The organism is Candidatus Thiodiazotropha endolucinida, assembly GCF_001715975.1.
Lineage (GTDB): Bacteria > Pseudomonadota > Gammaproteobacteria > Chromatiales > Chromatiaceae > Thiodiazotropha > Thiodiazotropha endolucinida.
Genome location: NZ_MARB01000027.1, coordinates 1 through 18,292, shown reverse-complemented (window position 1 = coordinate 18,292; position 18,292 = coordinate 1). Strand labels below are relative to the sequence as shown.

The window sequence follows — 18,292 nt, the reverse complement described above, 5'->3', positions numbered from 1 at the left end:
ACTACCTCAACAAGATTTAAATTCGCACGCTATAATCAAATACTCAACGTAAAAAAAGCCCGCATCAGCGGGCTTTCAAGTCTGAAGTTGGACCGCCTTATTTGTTAGCGATTTCTTCAAGCTGCTTGGCCGGGATGATCTGACCGTTGAGGGCTGCATCCGCAGCGCTGCGCCCGAAGGCGACACTCATCAATGTGGAGTAATAAACCACCGGCATGTTGAACTTGGTGCCGTAGGTCTCGTTGATATTGTCCTGATAGATCTCCACATTGGCCTGACACAGCGGGCAGGGGGTGACGATCATGTCGGCACCGTTGTCGTAGGCCGCCTCGATGATGCCTTTGATCATCTCCTGGGACTTCTCCGGTTCGGAGAAGGCGAGGGCACCGCCGCAGCAGTTCCAGTCGGGGATCTCGTTGAGCTGGATGTCCAGCTCCTCGCATTTAATCCTCTCGTTTAGCTCTACTAGTTTTTCATTTGTTCCGCACATTTTAGTATTTATGTCTGCAATCAATAGGTTATGATTACTTCATGCATGGGTAGTGAGTGTTAAAAGTTACAAGCAAATTACCTTCACTCACTTGAAATAGTCAATATATGATGCCATAATAATTTACCATATAGGTAAATATATGGAATTATTGATTTGGAAGTCGATTACAAAAATGGAAAGCTCAAGAAGCTTTGCCTGTCTGCCAAGGAAGCTGATAAAAAGCTTGGGCCAAATAGTGGCCAAAAGCTGCGTACCAGACTGTCAGATATCGAAGCCGCATCAAATGTTTCTGAATTGATAGCTGGAAGGCCTCATCCATATACTGGGGATAAAGCACACTTATTTTCTTTAGATTTACATGGTGGAGATAGGTTGTTATTTGAGCCATTGAAAAAACCTCCGCCAAAAAAAGGTGATGGCGGCATTGATTGGTCGAATGTTGAAAGTATATTTATAGTGTTTATTGGAGATCCTCATGAGTAGTCAAGAATATAATTTTACCCCCGATTGGGTTTCACCGCCTGGTGATACAATTCTTGATTTGATGGAGGAGCGCGATTGGAATCAGGTTGAGCTTGCAAATCGACTTGGATTTAGCACAAAACACCTAAATCAACTTATCAAAGGTAAAGTTACCCTTACATACGATACTGCACTAAAGCTTGAAAGAGTGCTTGGTTCTACAGTTTCATTTTGGATGAATCGAGAATCAAAGTATCGACAACATGTCGCAAGATTAGAAGCAGAACAGAATTATAAAGGATGGATTGATTGGCTTGATGATGTGCCAGTGAATGAACTTAAGAAAATTGGAGCGATTGAAAACATTAGAAATATTGATTCCAACAAGCCGATCCTTGTAGAGCATCTGTTAAGTTTCTTTGGTGTTGCATCACCAGATGAGTGGAGGAATTATTACGGCTCTATGTCTGTATCCTTTAGGAAGACAAAGGAAGAGCAAGCTGATAATGGGGCTATATCAGCTTGGTTAAGGTTAGGAGAAATAGAAGCGGAGAAAACTAGTGCTCCGAAGTACAACAGATCAAAATTTGAAAGCGCAATTAAGAGAATACGGGAGTTAACCGTTCAAACTCCTGATGACTTTTACCCCGCATTGTATGAACTTTGTTTGGAGGCAGGAGTTAAACTATTACTTGTCAAACCAATCCCAAAATCACGTGTTAGTGGTGTTGCACGTTGGCTAAATGGACATAGTCCTATTATTCAGTTGTCCCTCTATGGTAAGACTAACGACAAGTTTTGGTTTACATTTTTCCATGAGGTTGCTCACATCCTGCTTCACTCAAATGAAAAAAGTGACATCTATCTTGATAATACTGATTTAAAATCTAAAAATCAGAAAGAGTTAGAGGCTAATGATTGGGCAGGTAGTATTCTTATACCTGAAGAATATCGGTTTGATCTTGTGGGTCTTAGAAGTCACGTTGAAATTCTTGAATTTTCAAAAAGAATTAATATTCACCCTGGAATTGTTGTTGGTAGGCTTCAGCATGAGGGGGTAATTGGCTATAAGTCAGCTTTAAATAGACTAAAGAATAGTTTTGAAATCGTATCTTAATTGAGAGTTGTTATATGCATGATGGCCGAGAAGTTGCAAATTTCGTATTGGATTATGCAGATAAAAATGGGTTGTCGCTGACAAATTTAGGTCTACAGAAAATTATATATTTTTGCCATGTGTGGTTTTTAGTAGCAGCAAAAAAACCACTTATTAAGCAAAATTTTGAGGCTTGGGAATATGGCCCAGTTTTGCCTTATTTGTATAGGTCCTTTAAGGAGTTCGGAGATGAAAAAATAACTGCTCGAGCAACAAAATTAGATCCACATACAGGTAACGAAGTTATCGCTATTATCAATATGGACAAAGTTGAAAAGAGTTTATTAGAAGATATTGTTTCTATTTATTCAAGATTGAGTGTCAATCAGTTAGTAGAGCAATCGCATGTTCCGGGTGGTCCATGGTATAAAGTATGGCACCATGATTCAAGAGTAAATCCGGGAATGCAAATTAATAATCAAGAAATCCTAAATTATTACACTGCAGAAGAGAGATTTTATACACTACAATAGGTTAAATTCATGGCTAAACTCAGAGTTCCTTCAATACAACATTTAGCGAGAAATTGGTACGATTCACCAAAAAAATAGAGGATGAATTTGTCAAATTGGTAATGAACCCTCCTTCATTTAATTATAACGCGCTGAATGATGTGGCTAGAGATAGTCTGCTTTTTAAAGTGTCTGAAGAGCAAATTGTCAAGGGAATACGTGAGAAAGAAAAGCGTAAGAGAGTGCAAAAAATTCTATTGGAGGTTGTTCCGCTACTCCACGGGTATTTTAGTAACATACAATACGATTTCGTGAATGATGTAACCCCCAGCTTTTATCCAATTGGAAGAGATCTAAGAATTCCGTTTAAGTCTGTCTTTATATACGGTATAGGTGGGCAGATTTATCTTCCATGGTTCATGTTCTGGAAGCAAAATCCACTTGATGAAAAACAGTTGTCATTATTTGTTACGCTGGTTAGGGAGATGCTGCGTCAGGATCCTGAGTTAGATACGGCAAAGTTTGAAATTCTTGACTTCAGTGCGAACAACTCTAATGGATGTCGGCAGCTTAAGGTTATCGATACAGCAGATATCCAAACCTTTAACTCAAATGAAACTAATGAAATGCTTGCCATATTCGCTGAGGGTTTTGAACGTGCAGAAGACAGATTGAAAGAAGTCGATATTCCGAGTAAGCGAAAGGGGGACGAGATTATTGTCGATATTGGTCAGTATAGGCTATGGGATAAATGATTTTACGCAACACTTGATTCTATCTTGTGACTGATTGCACGGAATTGTTTTATGACAAGGATCAAGGTCTGTTTATACTTTATCGGGATTGTGAAGAAGGTCTTTAAATATATCAATGCTTCTTCAAGGTGTTCTGCTAAATATTGAGATTTGAACCCAATGCAGGATTATAGTTGTTTTATATTGCTTAAAAAAATTTTCATACCTATACAAAATGTATACCGACGATAATAGAGGTTTAAAGTTTGCAAGTCACTCCAAATACCTCTCAAAGCAAAAAAAGCCCGCCGAAGCGGGCTTTCAATACTGAAGGTATACCGCCTTATTTATTAGCGATTTCTTCAAGCTGCTTGGCCGGGATGATCTGACCGTTGAGGGCTGCATCCGCAGCGCTGCGCCCGAAGGCGACACTCATCAATGTGGAGTAATAAACCACCGGCATGTTGAACTTGGTGCCGTAGGTCTCGTTGATATTGTCCTGATAGATCTCCACATTGGCCTGACACAGCGGGCAGGGGGTGACGATCATGTCGGCACCGTTGTCGTAGGCCGCCTCGATGATGCCTTTGATCATCTCCTGGGACTTCTCCGGTTCGGAGAAGGCGAGGGCGCCGCCGCAGCACTGGACTTTCTTTTCGTAGCCGGGAATTGACTCGGCGCCGACGCTCTCTACGATTTTGTCCAGGTACTGGGGATTCTCGAAGGACTCACCGGCGATGCCGAAGGGGCGGTTGGTCTGACAGCCGACGTAACCGGCGATCTTGAGGCCCTCAAGGGGCTTTTTGACCTTGGATTTGATGCCGTCGAAACCGATATCCTCGACCAGCACTTCCACCATGTGGCGGACGTTGGACTCGCCCTTGTACTTCAGGCCGGCCTCGGAGAGTGCCGCGTTGGCGTCCTTGAACATCTGTTCGTCTTCGTGCAGTCGCTCTTTGGTTTCGCGGGTGGAGAGCCAGCAGGCGGCGCAGGTGGCGACGATCTCCTGTCCCGAGTTGTGCTCCTCGGACAGTGCGATGTTGCGGGCGGAGAGGGCCAGGCGGGGCAATTCGCCACCACCGCCGTAGCCGATGGAGGCGCCGCAGCAGTTCCAGTCGGGGATCTCGTTGAGCTGGATGTCAAGCTCTTCGCACATGGTCTGCGCGGAGACTAAATAGTTGGAAGAGGTGGCTCCCTTCTGTGAGGAGCAACCCGGGTAGAATGAAAGTTCTATCTTAGCCATGTCGGTCTGTTCCTCACTTCGCGTCTTTCAGATTGCCTTCTTCGATCTCCTGGGCCTTCTTCACCATGTTCTGGAAGCCGGAGAGATCCTTCACGCTGTGTCCGCCAAAGAACTCCATGGCGTTCATGCGTTTGGCCTTCATCATGTTCTGGCCCAGTTTCTGATTCGCCATGGCGTTCTTGACGCCCTGGCCGAAACCGTCCTTGAAGTACATGGAGAGACCGAGTTTCAATTCGTTGACGCGACCCTTCTTCATCAGGTTGTCCCAGAAGATCTGCGAGAACTCGGCGGTGGGCTGCTTCTTCTGGATCAGGCCGAGACGCTTCGAGTAGACCGCCAGGCCGTGCATGATATGGGTGATCGGCAGGCCGCGCGGGCAGCGTGCGATGCAGTTGTAGCAGGAGGTACACATCCACATGGAGTCGGTGCTCAGCACCTCTTCGCGCTTGTTGGCGCGGATCATCATGAAGATCTCCTGCGGCGGATGATCCCAATGCTTACCCAGGGGACAAGAGCCGGAGCACACGCCGCATTGCATGCACATCTTGACCCATTCGCCCTCCTCAACATTCGCCTCAACCTCCTTGAGGAAGTTGCTGCGGTACTTTTCAATCATTGCGGTGTTTAAATCACTCATTTTTACTCCCCTTTGTAGGGTGTCCAGGGTGGTTGGCCAAGTCCACCCTACAAAAAGTAAAGTTGTTCAGGCCGTCCTTTCAGCGCAGGGCCTGCCGGGGCAGGCCCTTGTCACCGTCGATTAGAACTTGAACGGACTCAGGCCGATCTTCTCCACGGTCTCCGCCATGTCGTTGATCAACTGGGGCGCACGCTCCACATCGGTGATGGCAACCTCATGCAGGATCACGCGTTCCGGTTCAAGATTCAGCGTATCGAGGGTGTCGCCCACCTTGCTCATGCGTTCCGCCGCCATGGCCGAGCCGCGTACAAAGTGGCATTGGTAGTCGTCATCGCGACGACAGCCCATCATGACGATGCCGTCATAACCGTTGTTCAATGCATCGGTAACCCAGGAGAGGCTCACAGAGCCCAGGCAGCGGACAGGTATGACTCGCGCCCAGGGATTGATCTCCACGCCTGCCTGAGCCGCCTGGTCGAGTGCCGGATAGGCATCGTTCTCACAGGCCAGTACCAGAATGCGTGGTTTCTCGTCCCACTCTTCGGGGATCTCGACGTTCTTGATCTGCTGGTTGACGGTCTCCACCGAGTAGTTCTCGAAGGAGATGACGCGCACCGGACAGGCGCCCATGCAGGTACCGCAACGACGACAACGGGATTCGTTGTACATCGGATAGCCTTCCTCGTCCTCGTTGATGGCGCCGAAGGGGCACTCGACGGTACAGCGCTTACACTGGGTACAGCCCTCCTTGCGGAAGCTTGGGAAGGAGAGATCGCCGGAGCGGGGGTGCGCGGCGCGTCCCAGTCCGGCGTTCTCAGCTGCCTGAATCGCCTTCAGCGCCGCGCCGGTGGCATCGTCACGGGCCTGCTGGGCATCCATGGGACGACGCACCGGACCGGCGGCATAGATGCCGGTTCGACGGGTCTCATAGGGGAAACAGATGAAGTGCGAGTCGTTGAACCCGTTCTTCAGATGCGGCAGGTCGGTGCCCTGACGATATTGCAGGTTGAGGATCGAGGGCGGCGCATTATCAAGGATCGCCTGGGCCTTCGCCTTCTCCTCTTCATCCTCCGCCTCATCCACCATCAGCTGGGCATAGGGATCGGGACCGGAGTTTGGCTCCATGCCGGTGGCCAGGACCACCAGGTCACAGACCATCTCGGTCTCTTCGTTGAGGATCTTGTCTTCGAATTTGACGGTCAGGCTGTCACCGGGCACAACCTCGGATGCGATGCCCTTGGAGAAGGTAACCATCGCCTGTTGACCGGCGCGGTAGAAATCCTCGCCGCCGGCGCCAGGTGTGCGCAGGTTGTCGAACAGGATGGTGGTATCGCAATCCCCGTTCAACTCTTTGAAGTACATCGCCTGCTTGATGGAGACCAGGTCGGTGACACCGGAGAAATAGGAGAGATGGCCCTCCTTATCCGAACACTGGCCTGCGTTCTGGATGAAGCAGACCGAGGTCACCTCTTTGCCGTCGGAAGGCCGCTTGATCGGACCGCCATTGGCTGCGACCGCCAGGGCTTCCAGCTCGTGGTTGGTGACCACGTCGGCCGATTTGTCATGGGCGAACTCGGGCAGCTGGCTGGCATCGTAGGGCTTCCAGCCGGAGGCCTGGACGATAGCGCCGATGGAGAGAGTCTCGCTGCTGCCGGATTCGGTGGCAACCTCGACACTGAAGCGGCCCGGTGCGCCTTCGGTCTTGGCGAGAGTGCTGTTGAGGTGGACCGTGATCCTGTCGTCGGCCTCGATCGCCTCGATCATGCCGGGTACAGGATTCTCCGCCGGGGCGTCGTAGGGTGAACGGGTCGGGATGACCTTGTAGTAACCGCCCAGTGCGCCACCCAGCTGACCACTCTTCTCCACCAGGTGGACCGGGTAGCCGGCTGCCGCGGCCTCGATAGCCGCTGTCATGCCGGTGACGCCGCCGCCCACAACCAGAATGTTCTTGTTGAGGGTCTGCTCGCCGGAGGCGGAGGGCTGTGTCATGGACTTGAGCTCGGCGCACGCCATGCGGATGTAGTCTTCCGCCATCTCCTGGGTGGTCTCGCTGTTCTCGTCCGTATCGGGACGAACCCAGATGACGCCCTCGCGCAGGTTGGCGCGGGTCAGGGCCACGTCGGTAAAGTTGAAGGCCTCAACCTTGGCGCGCTTGGAACAAGCGGCGATCATGACGTGAGTGACATCTTCATTGGCGATGTCGTCTTTGATTATCTGCACACCCTCGGCGGAGCAGAGCATCTCGTGTTGTTTGCAGCTCTGCATCTTGCCGTCACGGGTGGCGATGGTTTCCAGCTGACCGGCGTCCAGGCGTTCGCCCAGGCCACAGCCGGTGCAGACATATCCAGCAAATTTCTTTTCGTCAGCCACTCTCTTAACCCTCCGTCGCTGCTACGCGATTAACCACTTGGATGGCGCGCAGGGCGGCGCCAGTGGCGTGTTGAACGGCGCGGTTGACATCCAGCGCATCGGACGAACACCCGGCGGCGAAGACACCGCCGTTCTCGGGCGCGGGCTCGATGAAGCCCTCTTCGTTGATGACGATCTCCACCGGAAAGCTCGCCTTGTCGACGCTGGGCTCCATGCCGACAGCCAGGACCACCAGGTCGTGCTCGTTGGCGTAACGGTTGTAACCCTCGGTATCGACGCCGTGCAGGGTCGGATTGCCGTTCTCCTTGTTCTCCACAATGGAGGCGACTTTTGACTTGATGAAGCTGACGTTCTCCTTCGCCTTGACCTTCTGATAAAAATCCTCAAAACGGTCGATGGCGCGGATGTCGATATAGTAGATGGAGATATCCACCTCATCCGCCGGGTAGGTGGCCTGCTTCAGGGAGGCCATGCAGCAGATGCGCGAGCAGTGCAGCAGGTGATTCTTGTCGCGGGAACCGGCGCACTGGATGAAGGCCACCGATTTTACCTCTTTGCCGTCGGAGGGGCGCACCAGTTTGCCACCGGTGGGGCCGTTGGGATCGGCCATGCGCTCGAACTCGACGCTGGTTATCACGTTGGCGATGCGATCGTAGCCGTAAGGCTGAATTTTATTGGCGTCATAGGGTTTCCAACCGGTGGCCCAGACGACCGCGCCGGCCTTGAACTCGATGGTCTCTTCCTGCATGTCCAGATCGATGGCGTTGACCTTGCACGCATCCTTTGCCTTCTGCGCATCATCGGTGCCGATGATTGCCGGATCGAGCACATATCGCTGGGGGTGCGCCATGCGGTGGGGCAGGTAGGCGCCTTTGCGCTTGCCCATCTCATAGTTGAATTCATCGTCGAATTCAGTCTCCACTGCCTTGGCGCAATCACCGCAGGCGGTGCAGTTCTCATTCACGTAACGGGGGCTGATCTTGACAGTGGCGGTGTAATTGCCCGCCTCACCCTTGATGTCGGTAACCTCGGCCATGGTGATGATGTTGAGGTTCGGGTTCATCTTTGCCCGGCGCTGATTGATCTCCAACCCACAGGTGGGAAAGCAGAGCTTGGGAAAGTATTTATACAGCTGGGTGACGCGACCGCCGACATAGGGGCGCTTTTCAACCAGTACGACCTGCTTTCCCGTCTCAGCGGCCTCCAAAGCAGCGGTCATGCCGCTGATGCCGCCACCGACCACGAGAATAGTCTCATTGGTTGCGATTACTTCCGTCATGGATTTTCCTCCGTTGCGGAATGGCTTTATAACACTTAAAAAGTAAACCTCTGACAGGTTATTGTTGACTTGTCAGCTTGGTTATTTCATTATCAAGGGTCGAATATGCCGCCCTAGATTCTGGACTCGATACCTTACTCGTCTTCTTGCGCGCCTTCTATATCCCAGCTGGGAATAATCCATCGAATTTTTGAATGAGATGATAGAGTTGGGTTATGGAGTATAAGTCTTTGCTAATGAATACCGGGGCCGATTGGATGCGTATCAACAGGCCCCAGGTCTTATCTTCCGTAGTTGGAGAAGTGGTGGTGGAAGGTTCTTCTGCCCTCGAGCAGCATCTCCTCGAAGGTCTCTGCGGGCACCGGCGGGCTGTAGAGATACCCCTGCCCCTCCTGGCATCCCATTTTCTGCAGGAGCGACTGTTGCGCCATGGTTTCGATACCCTCAGCGGTGATTCTCAACCCCAGGTTCTTGCCTAATGAAACAATCGCTTGGGTGATGGCGACGGCATCGCTGTCATGGGGCATGTCGCGGATGAAGGAGCGATCGATCTTGAGTTTGTCGATCGGCAGCTGTTTCAGATATGAAAGGGAGGAGTAGCCTGTACCGAAATCGTCGATGGCGATGGAGACCCCGAGTTTCTTGAATACGTCAAGCACCGGGACCGAGTGCTTCATCTGTCCCATGCATATGCCCTCAGTGACCTCCAGTTGCAGCATGTCCGGCGGGCAGCCGGATTCACCGATGATCTGCTCAAAACGCAGGATCAGGTCGGTCTGCATGATCTGTCTGACCGACAGGTTGATGGCCATGCGCCCATGAAAGAGCCCCTGTCGATGCAGGTAGCGTGTCTGTTCGCAGGCCTCTTTCAGTACCCAGTTGCCGATTTCATGGATCAGGCCTGACTCTTCAGCGAGGGGAATAAAGCGTGCTGGCGGGATAATGCCGAGACGCGGATGGTGCCAGCGCAGCACCGCTTCCGCGCCGGTCATCTCACCGTTGTGCAAGGATATCTGCGGCTGATAATAGAGCAACAACTGATTCTGATGCAGGGCACTGCGAAGCTCTGTCTCGAGCAGCAACCGTTCGAATGCTGTCCTCGTCAATTCCGATGTGTAGTAGCGGTAGCTGTTACGGCCCTGTTCTTTGGCCTGATACATGGCGGCATCAGCATTTTTCGTCAGGTCCGCCACATCTTTGCCGTCTTCAGGGTAGATGCTGATGCCGATGCTGGTAGTGACATGGAGTTCCCGCCCCGCAATCCTGAAGGGGGCCTTGAACTTTTCCTGGATCTTGGATGCAACCACGGCCGCCTGGCTCGGGTCCTCGACGTTTTCCACCAGGACAGTGAATTCATCACCCCCCAAGCGTGCGGCGGTGTCGTCATCGCGCAATATGTTCTGCAGCCGCGTGGCAACCTCTTTCAGGAGTTCGTCCCCCATCGCATGGCCGAGGCTGTCATTGATGTTTTTGAAGCGATCGAGATCGAGAAACAGCACGGCAAGCTGGCGTTTTTGACGTTTCGCCTGGGCAATCGCATGTTCCAGACGGTCCTCGAACAGCAACCGGTTGGGGAGATTGGTGAGGGAGTCATGATGAGCCAGATGTTCAAGCTGGGATTGGGTCTGCTTGATACTGGTGATGTCGGAGAAGACAGCGACGTAATGGACTATGCTCCCCTGTTCATCCTGTACGCAACTGATGGTCATCCAGGCCGGATAGATCTCTCCGTTCTTACGCTGATTCCAGATTTCGCCACGCCAGGATCCCGTCTGAATGACTTCGTTCCACAACTCATCAAAAAATTCGGGCGAGTGCTTGTCGGAGATCAATATCCGCGGATGTTGCGAGATGATTTCTGTCTCGGAATAGCCGGTAATCTCGCTGAAGGCCGGGTTGACAGAATCGATCATGCCCTGGTTGTCGGTAGTCAGCACACCCTCCATTGTGTGCTCTATGATCTGTACAGCCTGTTGCAGCTTTGTATCCGAATCCTTACGCTGGGTCACATCGGTAAAGACAAGTTGCGTGGCGGGCGCGCCCTCGTGCTCTGCCGGACTGACAAAGACCTCAACGAGAATGATGATACCGTCGGCACGTCTGAATGCAGCCTGGTAGGGCCGGCTGTTGTGATTGCGCAACAACTTCAGCTGAGATTCCATCAGCTCGGGAGGGCCGTCATGCAAGAGCTCGCTGACGGATTTGTCTATCAACTGTCCCAGCTCGGATACAGCCAGCGTCTGTTTCGCGGCCTTGTTCAGAAAGACGATCTTCTCGTCTTGCAGCAGCAGAATCGGCGTGGGCGAATCATCGACCAGTTGACGATAGCGGTTTTCGCTGCGATGCAGTGCCTGTTTGGTCTCTTCGGCTTCGCGGCGTACCGCAGCCTCTTTGAGTTCGCGTTCAATTGCAGGTACCAGGCGGGTAAGATTCTTGAAATTGACGAAATCGTTCGCACCCGCCTTCAATAGCGTGACGACTTTTTCTTCACCGATATGATCGGATACCAGGATAAACGGGATATCAAGGTTATGCTCTTGTAGATAGTCGAGACTCGCTTCCGGGGGGCAATCCTTGATATCCGTCGTCGATAGAATCAGATCCCATTCCTCGGATTGCAAGGCATTCTTAAGGGAATCCAGAGAGTCTATGCGCAGGGTAGATAGATCCAAGCCGCCACGATGGAGGGTTTTACGCAACAAATTATGTTCATATTCGGAGTCTTCAATTACAAGAGCCCGCAGTTGTCCTGACATCAACATTCCCTGAAATGTTTCGTAGATTTGACAATTACAGACAAGTGATTAGACCTCATTCAAGCGATCAATGGTCCCTGTTTGCAATTGTCAACAGCGTCACCCTCTACCGTTATGCGGCTTGGTGCAAGTTTAACAACTGTTCCAGTTTGAAAGTATAATCAGTATACCTCTCAGTTGTTGGGTTAACTTGCTGATTGTTGGGCTTTGATTGAACCAAAACTCCTGTTTTGTTGACTGCTTAACACTCTCGATGTGCATACATGATGGATAAAAGCCCCTTGTAAGCCCATGGTTTATTAAGTTGCGATTATCGTCCGGCCCAGTTAGCTTTTACGGCCGTTATCCAAATTACTTGAAAATTAAACATTGAAACCAGAAGAGTACTATTTCGAAAAAGAGCCTTATTATGAACAGGTCCATGACGAGATAGCTGTTTTTGAAGCCGCTTATCTGAATCAATTGCCTGTCCTATTGAAGGGCCCTACCGGCTGTGGCAAGACCCGTTTCATGGAGCACATGGCATGGCGTCTGAAGCGTCCTTTGATCACTGTTTCATGCCATGATGACTTGACCGCTTCGGATCTGGTGGGCCGATTTCTGGTGAAGAATAGCGAAACCGTGTGGGTGGACGGTCCTCTGGCCGCGGCGGTGCGTGCCGGGGGCATATGTTATTTGGATGAAGTGGTGGAGGCGCGTAAAGATACGACGGTTGTGATACATCCGCTGGCCGATGATCGACGCGTATTACCCATGGAGAAGGTGGGTGAGCTGCTTGAGGCGACGGCAGATTTTTGTCTCGCCATCTCCTTCAATCCAGGTTATCAGAGTGTACTCAAGGATCTTAAGCAGAGTACGCGTCAGCGCTTCGTTGCACTGGAATTTGACTATCCCGAATCGGAACTGGAGAAAAAGATCATTCAGAACGAGGCGGCAGTCGATGGAGAGATGGCGGCCAGGCTGGTTAAATTTGCCCATATGACGAGAAACCTCAAGGGCAGCGGATTGGATGAGGGGGCTTCGACCAGGTTGTTGGTGCACGCAGCGAAACTGATTGCCAGTGGGGTTAAGCCGGTGGTGGCCTGTCGCGCATGTGTGGCCCAGGCGTTGACGGATGATTCGGATATGCTGGCGGCGGTGAATGAACTCAGCGCCTCTCTTTTTTAGTGTTGTATCTCATCTGATGTGTGATATCAGACGCACACCAAGGCCTCAAGGCGTCGCGGCGGTATGAGACCGCAACTCGATCAAATGCAGATTCAGACACTACTCGATGATTACTTCGAGGTTGAATACAGTTTCCGCAATACCCGGAAAATAAGCGAGGAGCTTGCCGGACTGCCATCAGAGGAGCAGGCATATATTCTTGACTGGATAAGACGCACCGCCAGTACCCATATCGAGATTGCCTATCAGTTTGCACAACAGGCGCCCGGGGCGCTTCGACAGATGGACGAGTCGATGATCGAAGCCTGGCTCGTTCAGTCGATGGATCTATACGATACTTCCGGTCTGCATGCCGCGCTGGCGACGATCAGGGATATGGATGTCTTTGTTGAGCAGGGGCGTGAACGGGCTGCCGGGTCTGTGTTTGATGAACAGGCGGGTGTATTGCTTCCATTCGTTCAAGGATTGTCCGGCAGAAAGCTGAAACTTGAAAAGGCCGATTACCTCTATACCGACGGTGAGGTGATATTCCTTCCCGCTGTGATGGCTCATCTGCCGAACGTCAGGGATAATTTTTTACTCTATAAGGCTGCTGTGGCCTATCATTGGGCACAGGTTCGCTTCGGGACCTTCCGTGCCGATTTGATCCCCTATATGGAGGCGCATCCGACGCCGGAAAGGGCGCTGCGATGTTTTCATGCAGTTGAAACCGTACGCCTGAATGCCTGTATCGAACGGGAACTGCCGGGACTCTTTCGCGAGATGAAGGAACTCTCGAAAAAGTTGAATCCCGAGCCGCTCCCGGAAGGTTGGGTAAAACAGGTGGCCTTTCTGCAAACGCGCCAGGCCACGGCGCAAGACTCCCTGGATATTTGCAAACGTGTTATCGGCAACAGGTTGCCGAAGATAGCTCTTTTTCACGGTCAATTGAAACCGGATTTGGTGCTGGCGGTTATGCTGCGACGGATAGAAAGGGAAAAGGCCAAACTGCGCGTGGACTTGAAGGCGATCGCCGATGATCTGCAACAGTCAGGCGACGATCAGGAACCGATTGATCGTTTTTCTCTGACACCCTTGGATGATTCCCCGTTTGTGGAGGAGATGCAGTTTGAATTGCAGGTAAATGGCAAGTCAGTTCCGTTCTCTGAAGAGATCAGAGATCTGATGACATCGATTGTTCAGGACCTGGGTGACATTCCCGAAGAGTATCTTACGCCTGCCGGACCTGGAGAGTACGATCTGAAAGACATAGAAGAGGAAACGTTGAAGCCGGAGGAGGTGTGGAGCGGCACCTATCACGAAGACGGCGCTTTTCTCTATCAGGAGTGGGACTATCGACGCAAACACTATCGCAAGAACTGGTGTGTCGTCAGAGAGATGCCCGTCAGGGAGGAGTACGATGATTTTGTTGCCGGGGTCATGTACAAATATCGTCGTTTATTAGCGAGTCTGCGCAAGACATTTGAGGCGCTGCGTGATGAGGACAGGTTACTGAAGCGCCAGGTATACGGTGATAGCGTGGATATCGATGCCTTTGTCGAAGCCTGGGCGGATATGCACACAGGATTGGAGATGACGGATCGCCTTTTTACACGCATGCACCGGGAAGAGCGAAATATCGCGGTGATGTTTATGGTGGATATGTCCGGTTCAACCCAGGGTTGGGTCAACGAAGCAGAAAGAGAGGCCTTGATCCTGCTGGCCGAGTCGCTGGAAATGTTGGGTGATCGCTATGCAATCTATGGTTTTACCGGGATGAGCCGCAAGCGTTGTGAAGTGTTTCCCGTAAAAAGCTTTGATCAGCCCTATGATGATGGGGTAAAGGCAAGAATCAGCGCTATGCGTGCCGGAGACTATACCCGTATGGGCGCCGCGATCCGCCATTTGAGTCATCGTCTCAATGAAGTGGAAGCAAGAACCAAATTGCTGATCACGTTGTCAGATGGCAAACCGGATGACTACAATGACGAATACCGCAGCCAATACGGTATTGAGGATACCCGGCAGGCCCTTTTCGAGGCGAGACGCCAAGGTATTCACGCCTTTTGCATTACTATCGATGAAGAGGGGCAGGACTATCTGCCTCATATGTACGGTGCGGCGAACTATACCGTTGTCAACGAGATCGAAAAACTACCTCTGAAGGTTTCCGATATCTATAAGAAAATAACCACTTGATGATTGCGTACGGGTTGGATCCATTGCGGAAGTCATCTTTGTGTATCGATAGAGTTCAGTCATTATTTCACCAGGTACTAAATGATTTTCAAGTTGTTCAGATTTATGGTGACTGGCGTGTATTCACGGCAATGGGTTGAATCCACTGGTAGACAGCGGCCAAGCTCGGGATGGTAAGGCGTCGGATAGATACTGTATCGGAGGTATTCAAATATCAACCTGCTGATATGCTTGATTTTGAGATCAGCAGTAGGCACTCTCACCTGGAGGACGCAAAGACGTTCCAATCACCCTGACGGAGGAGATATGAAAAGAGTATTAATGGCCATTACCACATTGAGTCTGTTTGCCGCATCGGTGCAGGCAGCCCCAGGTTACAACTACCCGGCATCGCGACTACAGGCCCCTGTGTACCAGGAGGTGGGGCCCGATGCCCTGTTGCGCGAAGGGATGACGAAACTGCTGAGATTCCTTCGTACATCGGATAGCCCCCAACCACAGCAGATTTCGGCATTTCTGGAGCGTGAAGTTGCACCCTATTTTGATTTTGCGTATATGGCGACCTGGGCGGCGGGTCCCATGAATCGGCATATGAATGATCAGCAGCGACAGGCGTTGGCTCAGAAGATTAAAGAGATGCTGCTCGGTACCCTCAGCAAGAGACTCTCAAGCTATGATAATCAGGATGTACGTTTCTTTCGGCCACGGCGGGTCGCTGACAATGAGGTGAAAGTAAGGGTTGGTATTTTACAGGCCGGCGGTTATCCGGCATCGTTGGATTTTCGTTTCTACCGCAGTGATGATGGCTGGAAGGTATTTGATGTGTCGGCCAACGGCAACAGCGCGTTGGCCTTTTATCGGCGTCATGTCGCCAATCTGTCACGCGCTCAGGGCGGCGGCAGAAGCTACCGTCGTTAACCGTTTATCAACACAATATAATTGGTTGCCGGATTGAAAAATGATGTGGCCCCTTGCCCCGGGGGTAATACGTCAAATGAGTGAACGCCAGAGATTCGGACGATGGATGATTCTGGCTGCCTGGTTGCTGCTGTTGTTGTTATTGACCCTGTTGTTTTCACAATGGCTCAATAAGCAGAAAAATCCAAACCGGGATCTCAAGGTCACTACTTATGACGGTGGGAAAGTGGCAGTTGTCTTGCAGCGAAATCGTGCAGGACACTATGTCGCACCTGGCCGCATCAACGGTATAGCGGTGACATTTTTGCTTGATACCGGAGCGACATATGTTGCGGTCTCATCCGCTTTGGCGGACAAGGCGGGGTTACAGCGAGGGATAGCGACGCAAAGCAGAACTGCTAACGGGGTTGTGCGCAGTTGGTTGACGAAGATCGATCAACTGCAATTGGGACCGATCGAAATGCGGGATGTGAAGGCGACAATCCTGCCAAGCATGCCGGATGATGAGGTGTTGCTCGGTATGAGTTTTCTCAAGCATCTCAGCTTGAGACAGCAGGGCAGGGAGTTGGTGATATTACCCCAGTAGTATTAAAGAGTGCCGTTCAAACAGTATTCGATGGATGATTTGCTCTAGGTGAGCGAGACTGAATATGTGAGTTGCCGCTGCCACTACAGGACGTAGTGGCAGCGGTAAGGCATTAGCCGATCTTATCTTTCAAGGCTTTGAGTGCAGTCACCTTGACGACGGTCTTGGCTGGCTTGGCGGCAATCTTGATGGCTTCGCCGGTAGCGGGATTACGGCCCATACGCGCCTTGGTTCGAGGTTTGATAACCCGGCGTACCTTGATGCCGGTGTCTGGAATGGTTATCTCGCCAGAGCCTCGGCGTTGCATATGACGCGTAATCAGCGAATCCAACGAGCCGAAAACTGCGGAGACATCCTTTTTCGACAGGCCGGTGTCTTCGGCGATAGCGCCGATGATCTGGGTCTTTGTCTGTTTGGTTGCGATTGACTTCAAGCGTGGTGCTGCGACTGTTTTCTTTGCAGCTACTTTTTTCTTTGCTGCTTTCTTTGCAGTCTTTTTGGTGGTTTTTCTGAGGGCCATATGGTTTGCTCCTTCTTATGAAAATAGTTGTGCGTGTTAAAAATAACACAGATTCTAAATAGTTAAATACGAAAATACAGTTTTTTGTATAGTTTTTTCATGATCTCAGTTAATTTTCCCCTATTTGACGTTAATTCCGCCATGAATGGACAGGTAACAGCAATGTATGTTTAGCAGCCCGGCTGCATAGTAAGCTATGATTGATTCGCTTATCGAGAGATATATGTGATCCACAGCGGTTGATGTCGATACAGGCAAAATGTATGTGGTTGGCGGTTACTGATGTCAAATTTACGATTTCCGTACCACACAACAACGATAGTCATGCTGTATGAGTCCATCCCGCTATGATGGGTTAGAGAAGCTAACGGCAGCCTGATTGGATATTTGAACAAAGGATGAATAAATGATGCGACAAATTGTAATTACCTGTCTGTTAATGACCTGCATGATGACAATCCAAGCCAGAGAAATAGCTGGCATATCGCTGCCGGAGCAGATCGTCAGAGAGGCGGATAATGCCGCATTGGTCTTGAACGGTGCCGGTATTCGTAAGAAAGTATTTTTCAAGATCTATCTGGCCTCGCTCTATCTTCAACAATCGACAAGTGACATAGCCGAAGTGATCGATGTCGACAGGCCGGCCCGTGTTCAGATGCAGATTCTCTACTCTGAGATTGAAAAAGAGAAATTTGTTGAGGGCTGGAATGATGGATTCAGTGCCAATCTCAGTCCTGAGAAGTTGCAGGCTGTTGGTGATCGTCTCGATCAATTCAATGCCATGTTCCAGACTTTGCAGAAGGGTGACCTGATCAGTCTGGACTACATGCCCGGCAAAGGTACTATCGTCACAATCAAGGGTGTGGAAAAAGGGGTTATCCCGGGGGGTGACTTCTATCAGGCATTGCTCATGGTATGGTTGGGCGATTCTCCAATCAGCAAATCCCTCAAACAGGAGCTGCTTGGATCTGACTAGGGCCGATTGAATGAGTGTTAACAGACCGTGGCTGCCGTAGTGGCTATATGGAGAGACTGACGCCACCACGGCGTTCATCGCCTATGCCCATGTGGCCCCCCTTTTCATCCAATGCCACGCAGTGGGTTCCACCGAAAAACAGATTCTTTTTTTGCCAGTGTTGCTGTCTTGGAAATTCATTTTTCAAGGCTGCGGCAATTGACTCATCGATCCCCGGTTCCAGGCTCAGCAGCCCGTTTTCGAAATGGATGCGAGGGAAGGAGATGGCCTGTTCCAGGGGCATGCGGAAATCGAGCTGATTGATAATCACTTGCAGTATCGCGCTGCGAATCCGGTTTGAACCCCCGGAACCCATTACGATCGCC

17 protein-coding genes are annotated in these 18,292 nt (G+C 50.9%); 9 read left to right on the top strand and 8 right to left on the bottom strand.

Annotated elements, in window-relative coordinates; all coding sequences use genetic code 11:
• Window positions 1–97: 97 nt before the first annotated feature.
• The gene (locus CODIS_RS17690; RefSeq protein WP_268805721.1) at window positions 98–490 is read right to left on the bottom strand and encodes a heterodisulfide reductase-related iron-sulfur binding cluster; all 393 of its coding nucleotides are present in this window, start codon (window positions 488–490) and stop codon (window positions 98–100) included.
• A 156-nt stretch (window positions 491–646) separates the two neighbouring features.
• On the opposite strand from CODIS_RS17690, the gene CODIS_RS20640 reads away from it, so the two are divergent.
• Genes CODIS_RS20640 through CODIS_RS17670 form a run of 4 tightly spaced genes read left to right on the top strand, consistent with a single transcriptional unit; the run spans window position 647 to window position 3,318 of the window.
• Window positions 647–976 carry a killer suppression protein HigA gene (locus CODIS_RS20640; RefSeq protein WP_083220879.1) on the top strand — a complete coding sequence of 110 codons (330 nt, stop codon included), beginning with the start codon at window positions 647–649 and terminating at the stop codon, window positions 974–976.
• On the top strand, window positions 969–2,072 hold the full coding sequence (locus tag CODIS_RS17680; protein ID WP_069127581.1) for an ImmA/IrrE family metallo-endopeptidase: 1,104 nt from the start codon (window positions 969–971) through the stop codon (window positions 2,070–2,072). Before CODIS_RS20640 ends, CODIS_RS17680 begins: the two co-directional genes overlap by 8 nt.
• 14 nt (window positions 2,073–2,086) lie before the next feature.
• Window positions 2,087–2,584 carry a Panacea domain-containing protein gene (locus tag CODIS_RS17675; RefSeq protein ID WP_069127579.1) on the top strand — a complete coding sequence of 166 codons (498 nt, stop codon included), beginning with the start codon at window positions 2,087–2,089 and terminating at the stop codon, window positions 2,582–2,584.
• Between the two features lie 53 nt (window positions 2,585–2,637).
• Entirely contained in the window at window positions 2,638–3,318 is a 681-nt protein-coding gene (locus tag CODIS_RS17670; protein WP_154723193.1) for a hypothetical protein, read from the top strand.
• Between the two features lie 322 nt (window positions 3,319–3,640).
• Here the strand turns inward: CODIS_RS17670 and CODIS_RS17665 are convergent, their stop codons facing one another.
• From CODIS_RS17665 to CODIS_RS17645, 5 genes are all read right to left on the bottom strand, one after another.
• Entirely contained in the window at window positions 3,641–4,540 is a 900-nt protein-coding gene (locus CODIS_RS17665; RefSeq protein ID WP_069127573.1) for a CoB--CoM heterodisulfide reductase iron-sulfur subunit B family protein, read from the bottom strand.
• Between the two features lie 13 nt (window positions 4,541–4,553).
• Entirely contained in the window at window positions 4,554–5,177 is a 624-nt protein-coding gene (locus tag CODIS_RS17660; RefSeq protein WP_069127570.1) for a 4Fe-4S dicluster domain-containing protein, read from the bottom strand.
• 120 nt (window positions 5,178–5,297) lie between these two features.
• Window positions 5,298–7,547 carry an FAD-dependent oxidoreductase gene (locus CODIS_RS17655; protein ID WP_069127563.1) on the bottom strand — a complete coding sequence of 750 codons (2,250 nt, stop codon included), beginning with the start codon at window positions 7,545–7,547 and terminating at the stop codon, window positions 5,298–5,300.
• A gap of 4 nt (window positions 7,548–7,551) precedes the next feature.
• On the bottom strand, window positions 7,552–8,826 hold the full coding sequence (locus CODIS_RS17650) for a CoB--CoM heterodisulfide reductase iron-sulfur subunit A family protein (RefSeq protein WP_069127561.1): 1,275 nt from the start codon (window positions 8,824–8,826) through the stop codon (window positions 7,552–7,554).
• Between the two features lie 281 nt (window positions 8,827–9,107).
• Complete coding sequence (locus CODIS_RS17645) at window positions 9,108–11,582, bottom strand: EAL domain-containing protein (protein ID WP_069127558.1); 2,475 nt, start codon at window positions 11,580–11,582, stop codon at window positions 9,108–9,110.
• A 369-nt stretch (window positions 11,583–11,951) separates the two neighbouring features.
• On the opposite strand from CODIS_RS17645, the gene CODIS_RS17640 reads away from it, so the two are divergent.
• The 4 genes from CODIS_RS17640 to CODIS_RS17625 all read left to right on the top strand — a co-directional run bounded on the left by CODIS_RS17640 (window position 11,952) and on the right by CODIS_RS17625 (window position 16,431).
• Window positions 11,952–12,749: a CbbQ/NirQ/NorQ/GpvN family protein gene (locus CODIS_RS17640; RefSeq protein WP_069127555.1), complete on the top strand. Its 798-nt coding sequence runs from the start codon at window positions 11,952–11,954 to the stop codon at window positions 12,747–12,749.
• A 63-nt stretch (window positions 12,750–12,812) separates the two neighbouring features.
• Complete coding sequence (locus tag CODIS_RS17635) at window positions 12,813–14,927, top strand: nitric oxide reductase activation protein NorD (RefSeq protein WP_069127553.1); 2,115 nt, start codon at window positions 12,813–12,815, stop codon at window positions 14,925–14,927.
• A gap of 306 nt (window positions 14,928–15,233) precedes the next feature.
• Window positions 15,234–15,845, top strand: a complete 612-nt coding sequence (locus tag CODIS_RS17630; RefSeq protein WP_083220877.1) for an MlaC/ttg2D family ABC transporter substrate-binding protein — start codon at window positions 15,234–15,236, stop codon at window positions 15,843–15,845.
• A gap of 76 nt (window positions 15,846–15,921) precedes the next feature.
• Window positions 15,922–16,431, top strand: coding sequence for a retropepsin-like aspartic protease family protein (locus tag CODIS_RS17625; protein WP_069127698.1), 510 nt, complete (start codon window positions 15,922–15,924; stop codon window positions 16,429–16,431).
• Between the two features lie 112 nt (window positions 16,432–16,543).
• Here the strand turns inward: CODIS_RS17625 and CODIS_RS17620 are convergent, their stop codons facing one another.
• A complete protein-coding gene (locus CODIS_RS17620) occupies window positions 16,544–16,951 on the bottom strand; it encodes an HU family DNA-binding protein (RefSeq protein ID WP_069127551.1) in 408 nt (135 codons plus the stop codon).
• 406 nt (window positions 16,952–17,357) lie between these two features.
• Here CODIS_RS17620 and CODIS_RS17615 point away from each other — a divergent pair, with 406 nt between their 5' ends.
• Window positions 17,358–17,927, top strand: coding sequence for a chalcone isomerase family protein (locus tag CODIS_RS17615; protein ID WP_069127549.1), 570 nt, complete (start codon window positions 17,358–17,360; stop codon window positions 17,925–17,927).
• A 43-nt stretch (window positions 17,928–17,970) separates the two neighbouring features.
• Here CODIS_RS17615 and CODIS_RS17610 read toward each other — a convergent pair.
• The coding region (locus tag CODIS_RS17610; protein WP_201259043.1) for a gamma-glutamyltransferase at window positions 17,971–18,292 on the bottom strand (322 nt) is incomplete at its 5' end.

What these genes read in the sequence shown, in the direction of transcription:
- CODIS_RS17690 (WP_268805721.1), bottom strand. Translation starts at nt 490, where the DNA reads ATGTGCGGAACAAATGAAAAACTAGTAGAGCTAAACGAGAGGATTAAA.
- CODIS_RS17680 (WP_069127581.1), top strand. Translation starts at nt 969, where the DNA reads ATGAGTAGTCAAGAATATAATTTTACCCCCGATTGGGTTTCACCGCCT.
- CODIS_RS17675 (WP_069127579.1), top strand. Translation starts at nt 2,087, where the DNA reads ATGCATGATGGCCGAGAAGTTGCAAATTTCGTATTGGATTATGCAGAT.
- CODIS_RS17665 (WP_069127573.1), bottom strand. Translation starts at nt 4,540, where the DNA reads ATGGCTAAGATAGAACTTTCATTCTACCCGGGTTGCTCCTCACAGAAG.
- CODIS_RS17660 (WP_069127570.1), bottom strand. Translation starts at nt 5,177, where the DNA reads ATGAGTGATTTAAACACCGCAATGATTGAAAAGTACCGCAGCAACTTC.
- CODIS_RS17650 (WP_069127561.1), bottom strand. Translation starts at nt 8,826, where the DNA reads ATGACGGAAGTAATCGCAACCAATGAGACTATTCTCGTGGTCGGTGGC.
- CODIS_RS17645 (WP_069127558.1), bottom strand. Translation starts at nt 11,582, where the DNA reads ATGTCAGGACAACTGCGGGCTCTTGTAATTGAAGACTCCGAATATGAA.
- CODIS_RS17635 (WP_069127553.1), top strand. Translation starts at nt 12,813, where the DNA reads ATGAGACCGCAACTCGATCAAATGCAGATTCAGACACTACTCGATGAT.
- CODIS_RS17630 (WP_083220877.1), top strand. Translation starts at nt 15,234, where the DNA reads ATGAAAAGAGTATTAATGGCCATTACCACATTGAGTCTGTTTGCCGCA.
- CODIS_RS17625 (WP_069127698.1), top strand. Translation starts at nt 15,922, where the DNA reads ATGAGTGAACGCCAGAGATTCGGACGATGGATGATTCTGGCTGCCTGG.
- CODIS_RS17620 (WP_069127551.1), bottom strand. Translation starts at nt 16,951, where the DNA reads ATGGCCCTCAGAAAAACCACCAAAAAGACTGCAAAGAAAGCAGCAAAG.
- CODIS_RS17615 (WP_069127549.1), top strand. Translation starts at nt 17,358, where the DNA reads ATGATGCGACAAATTGTAATTACCTGTCTGTTAATGACCTGCATGATG.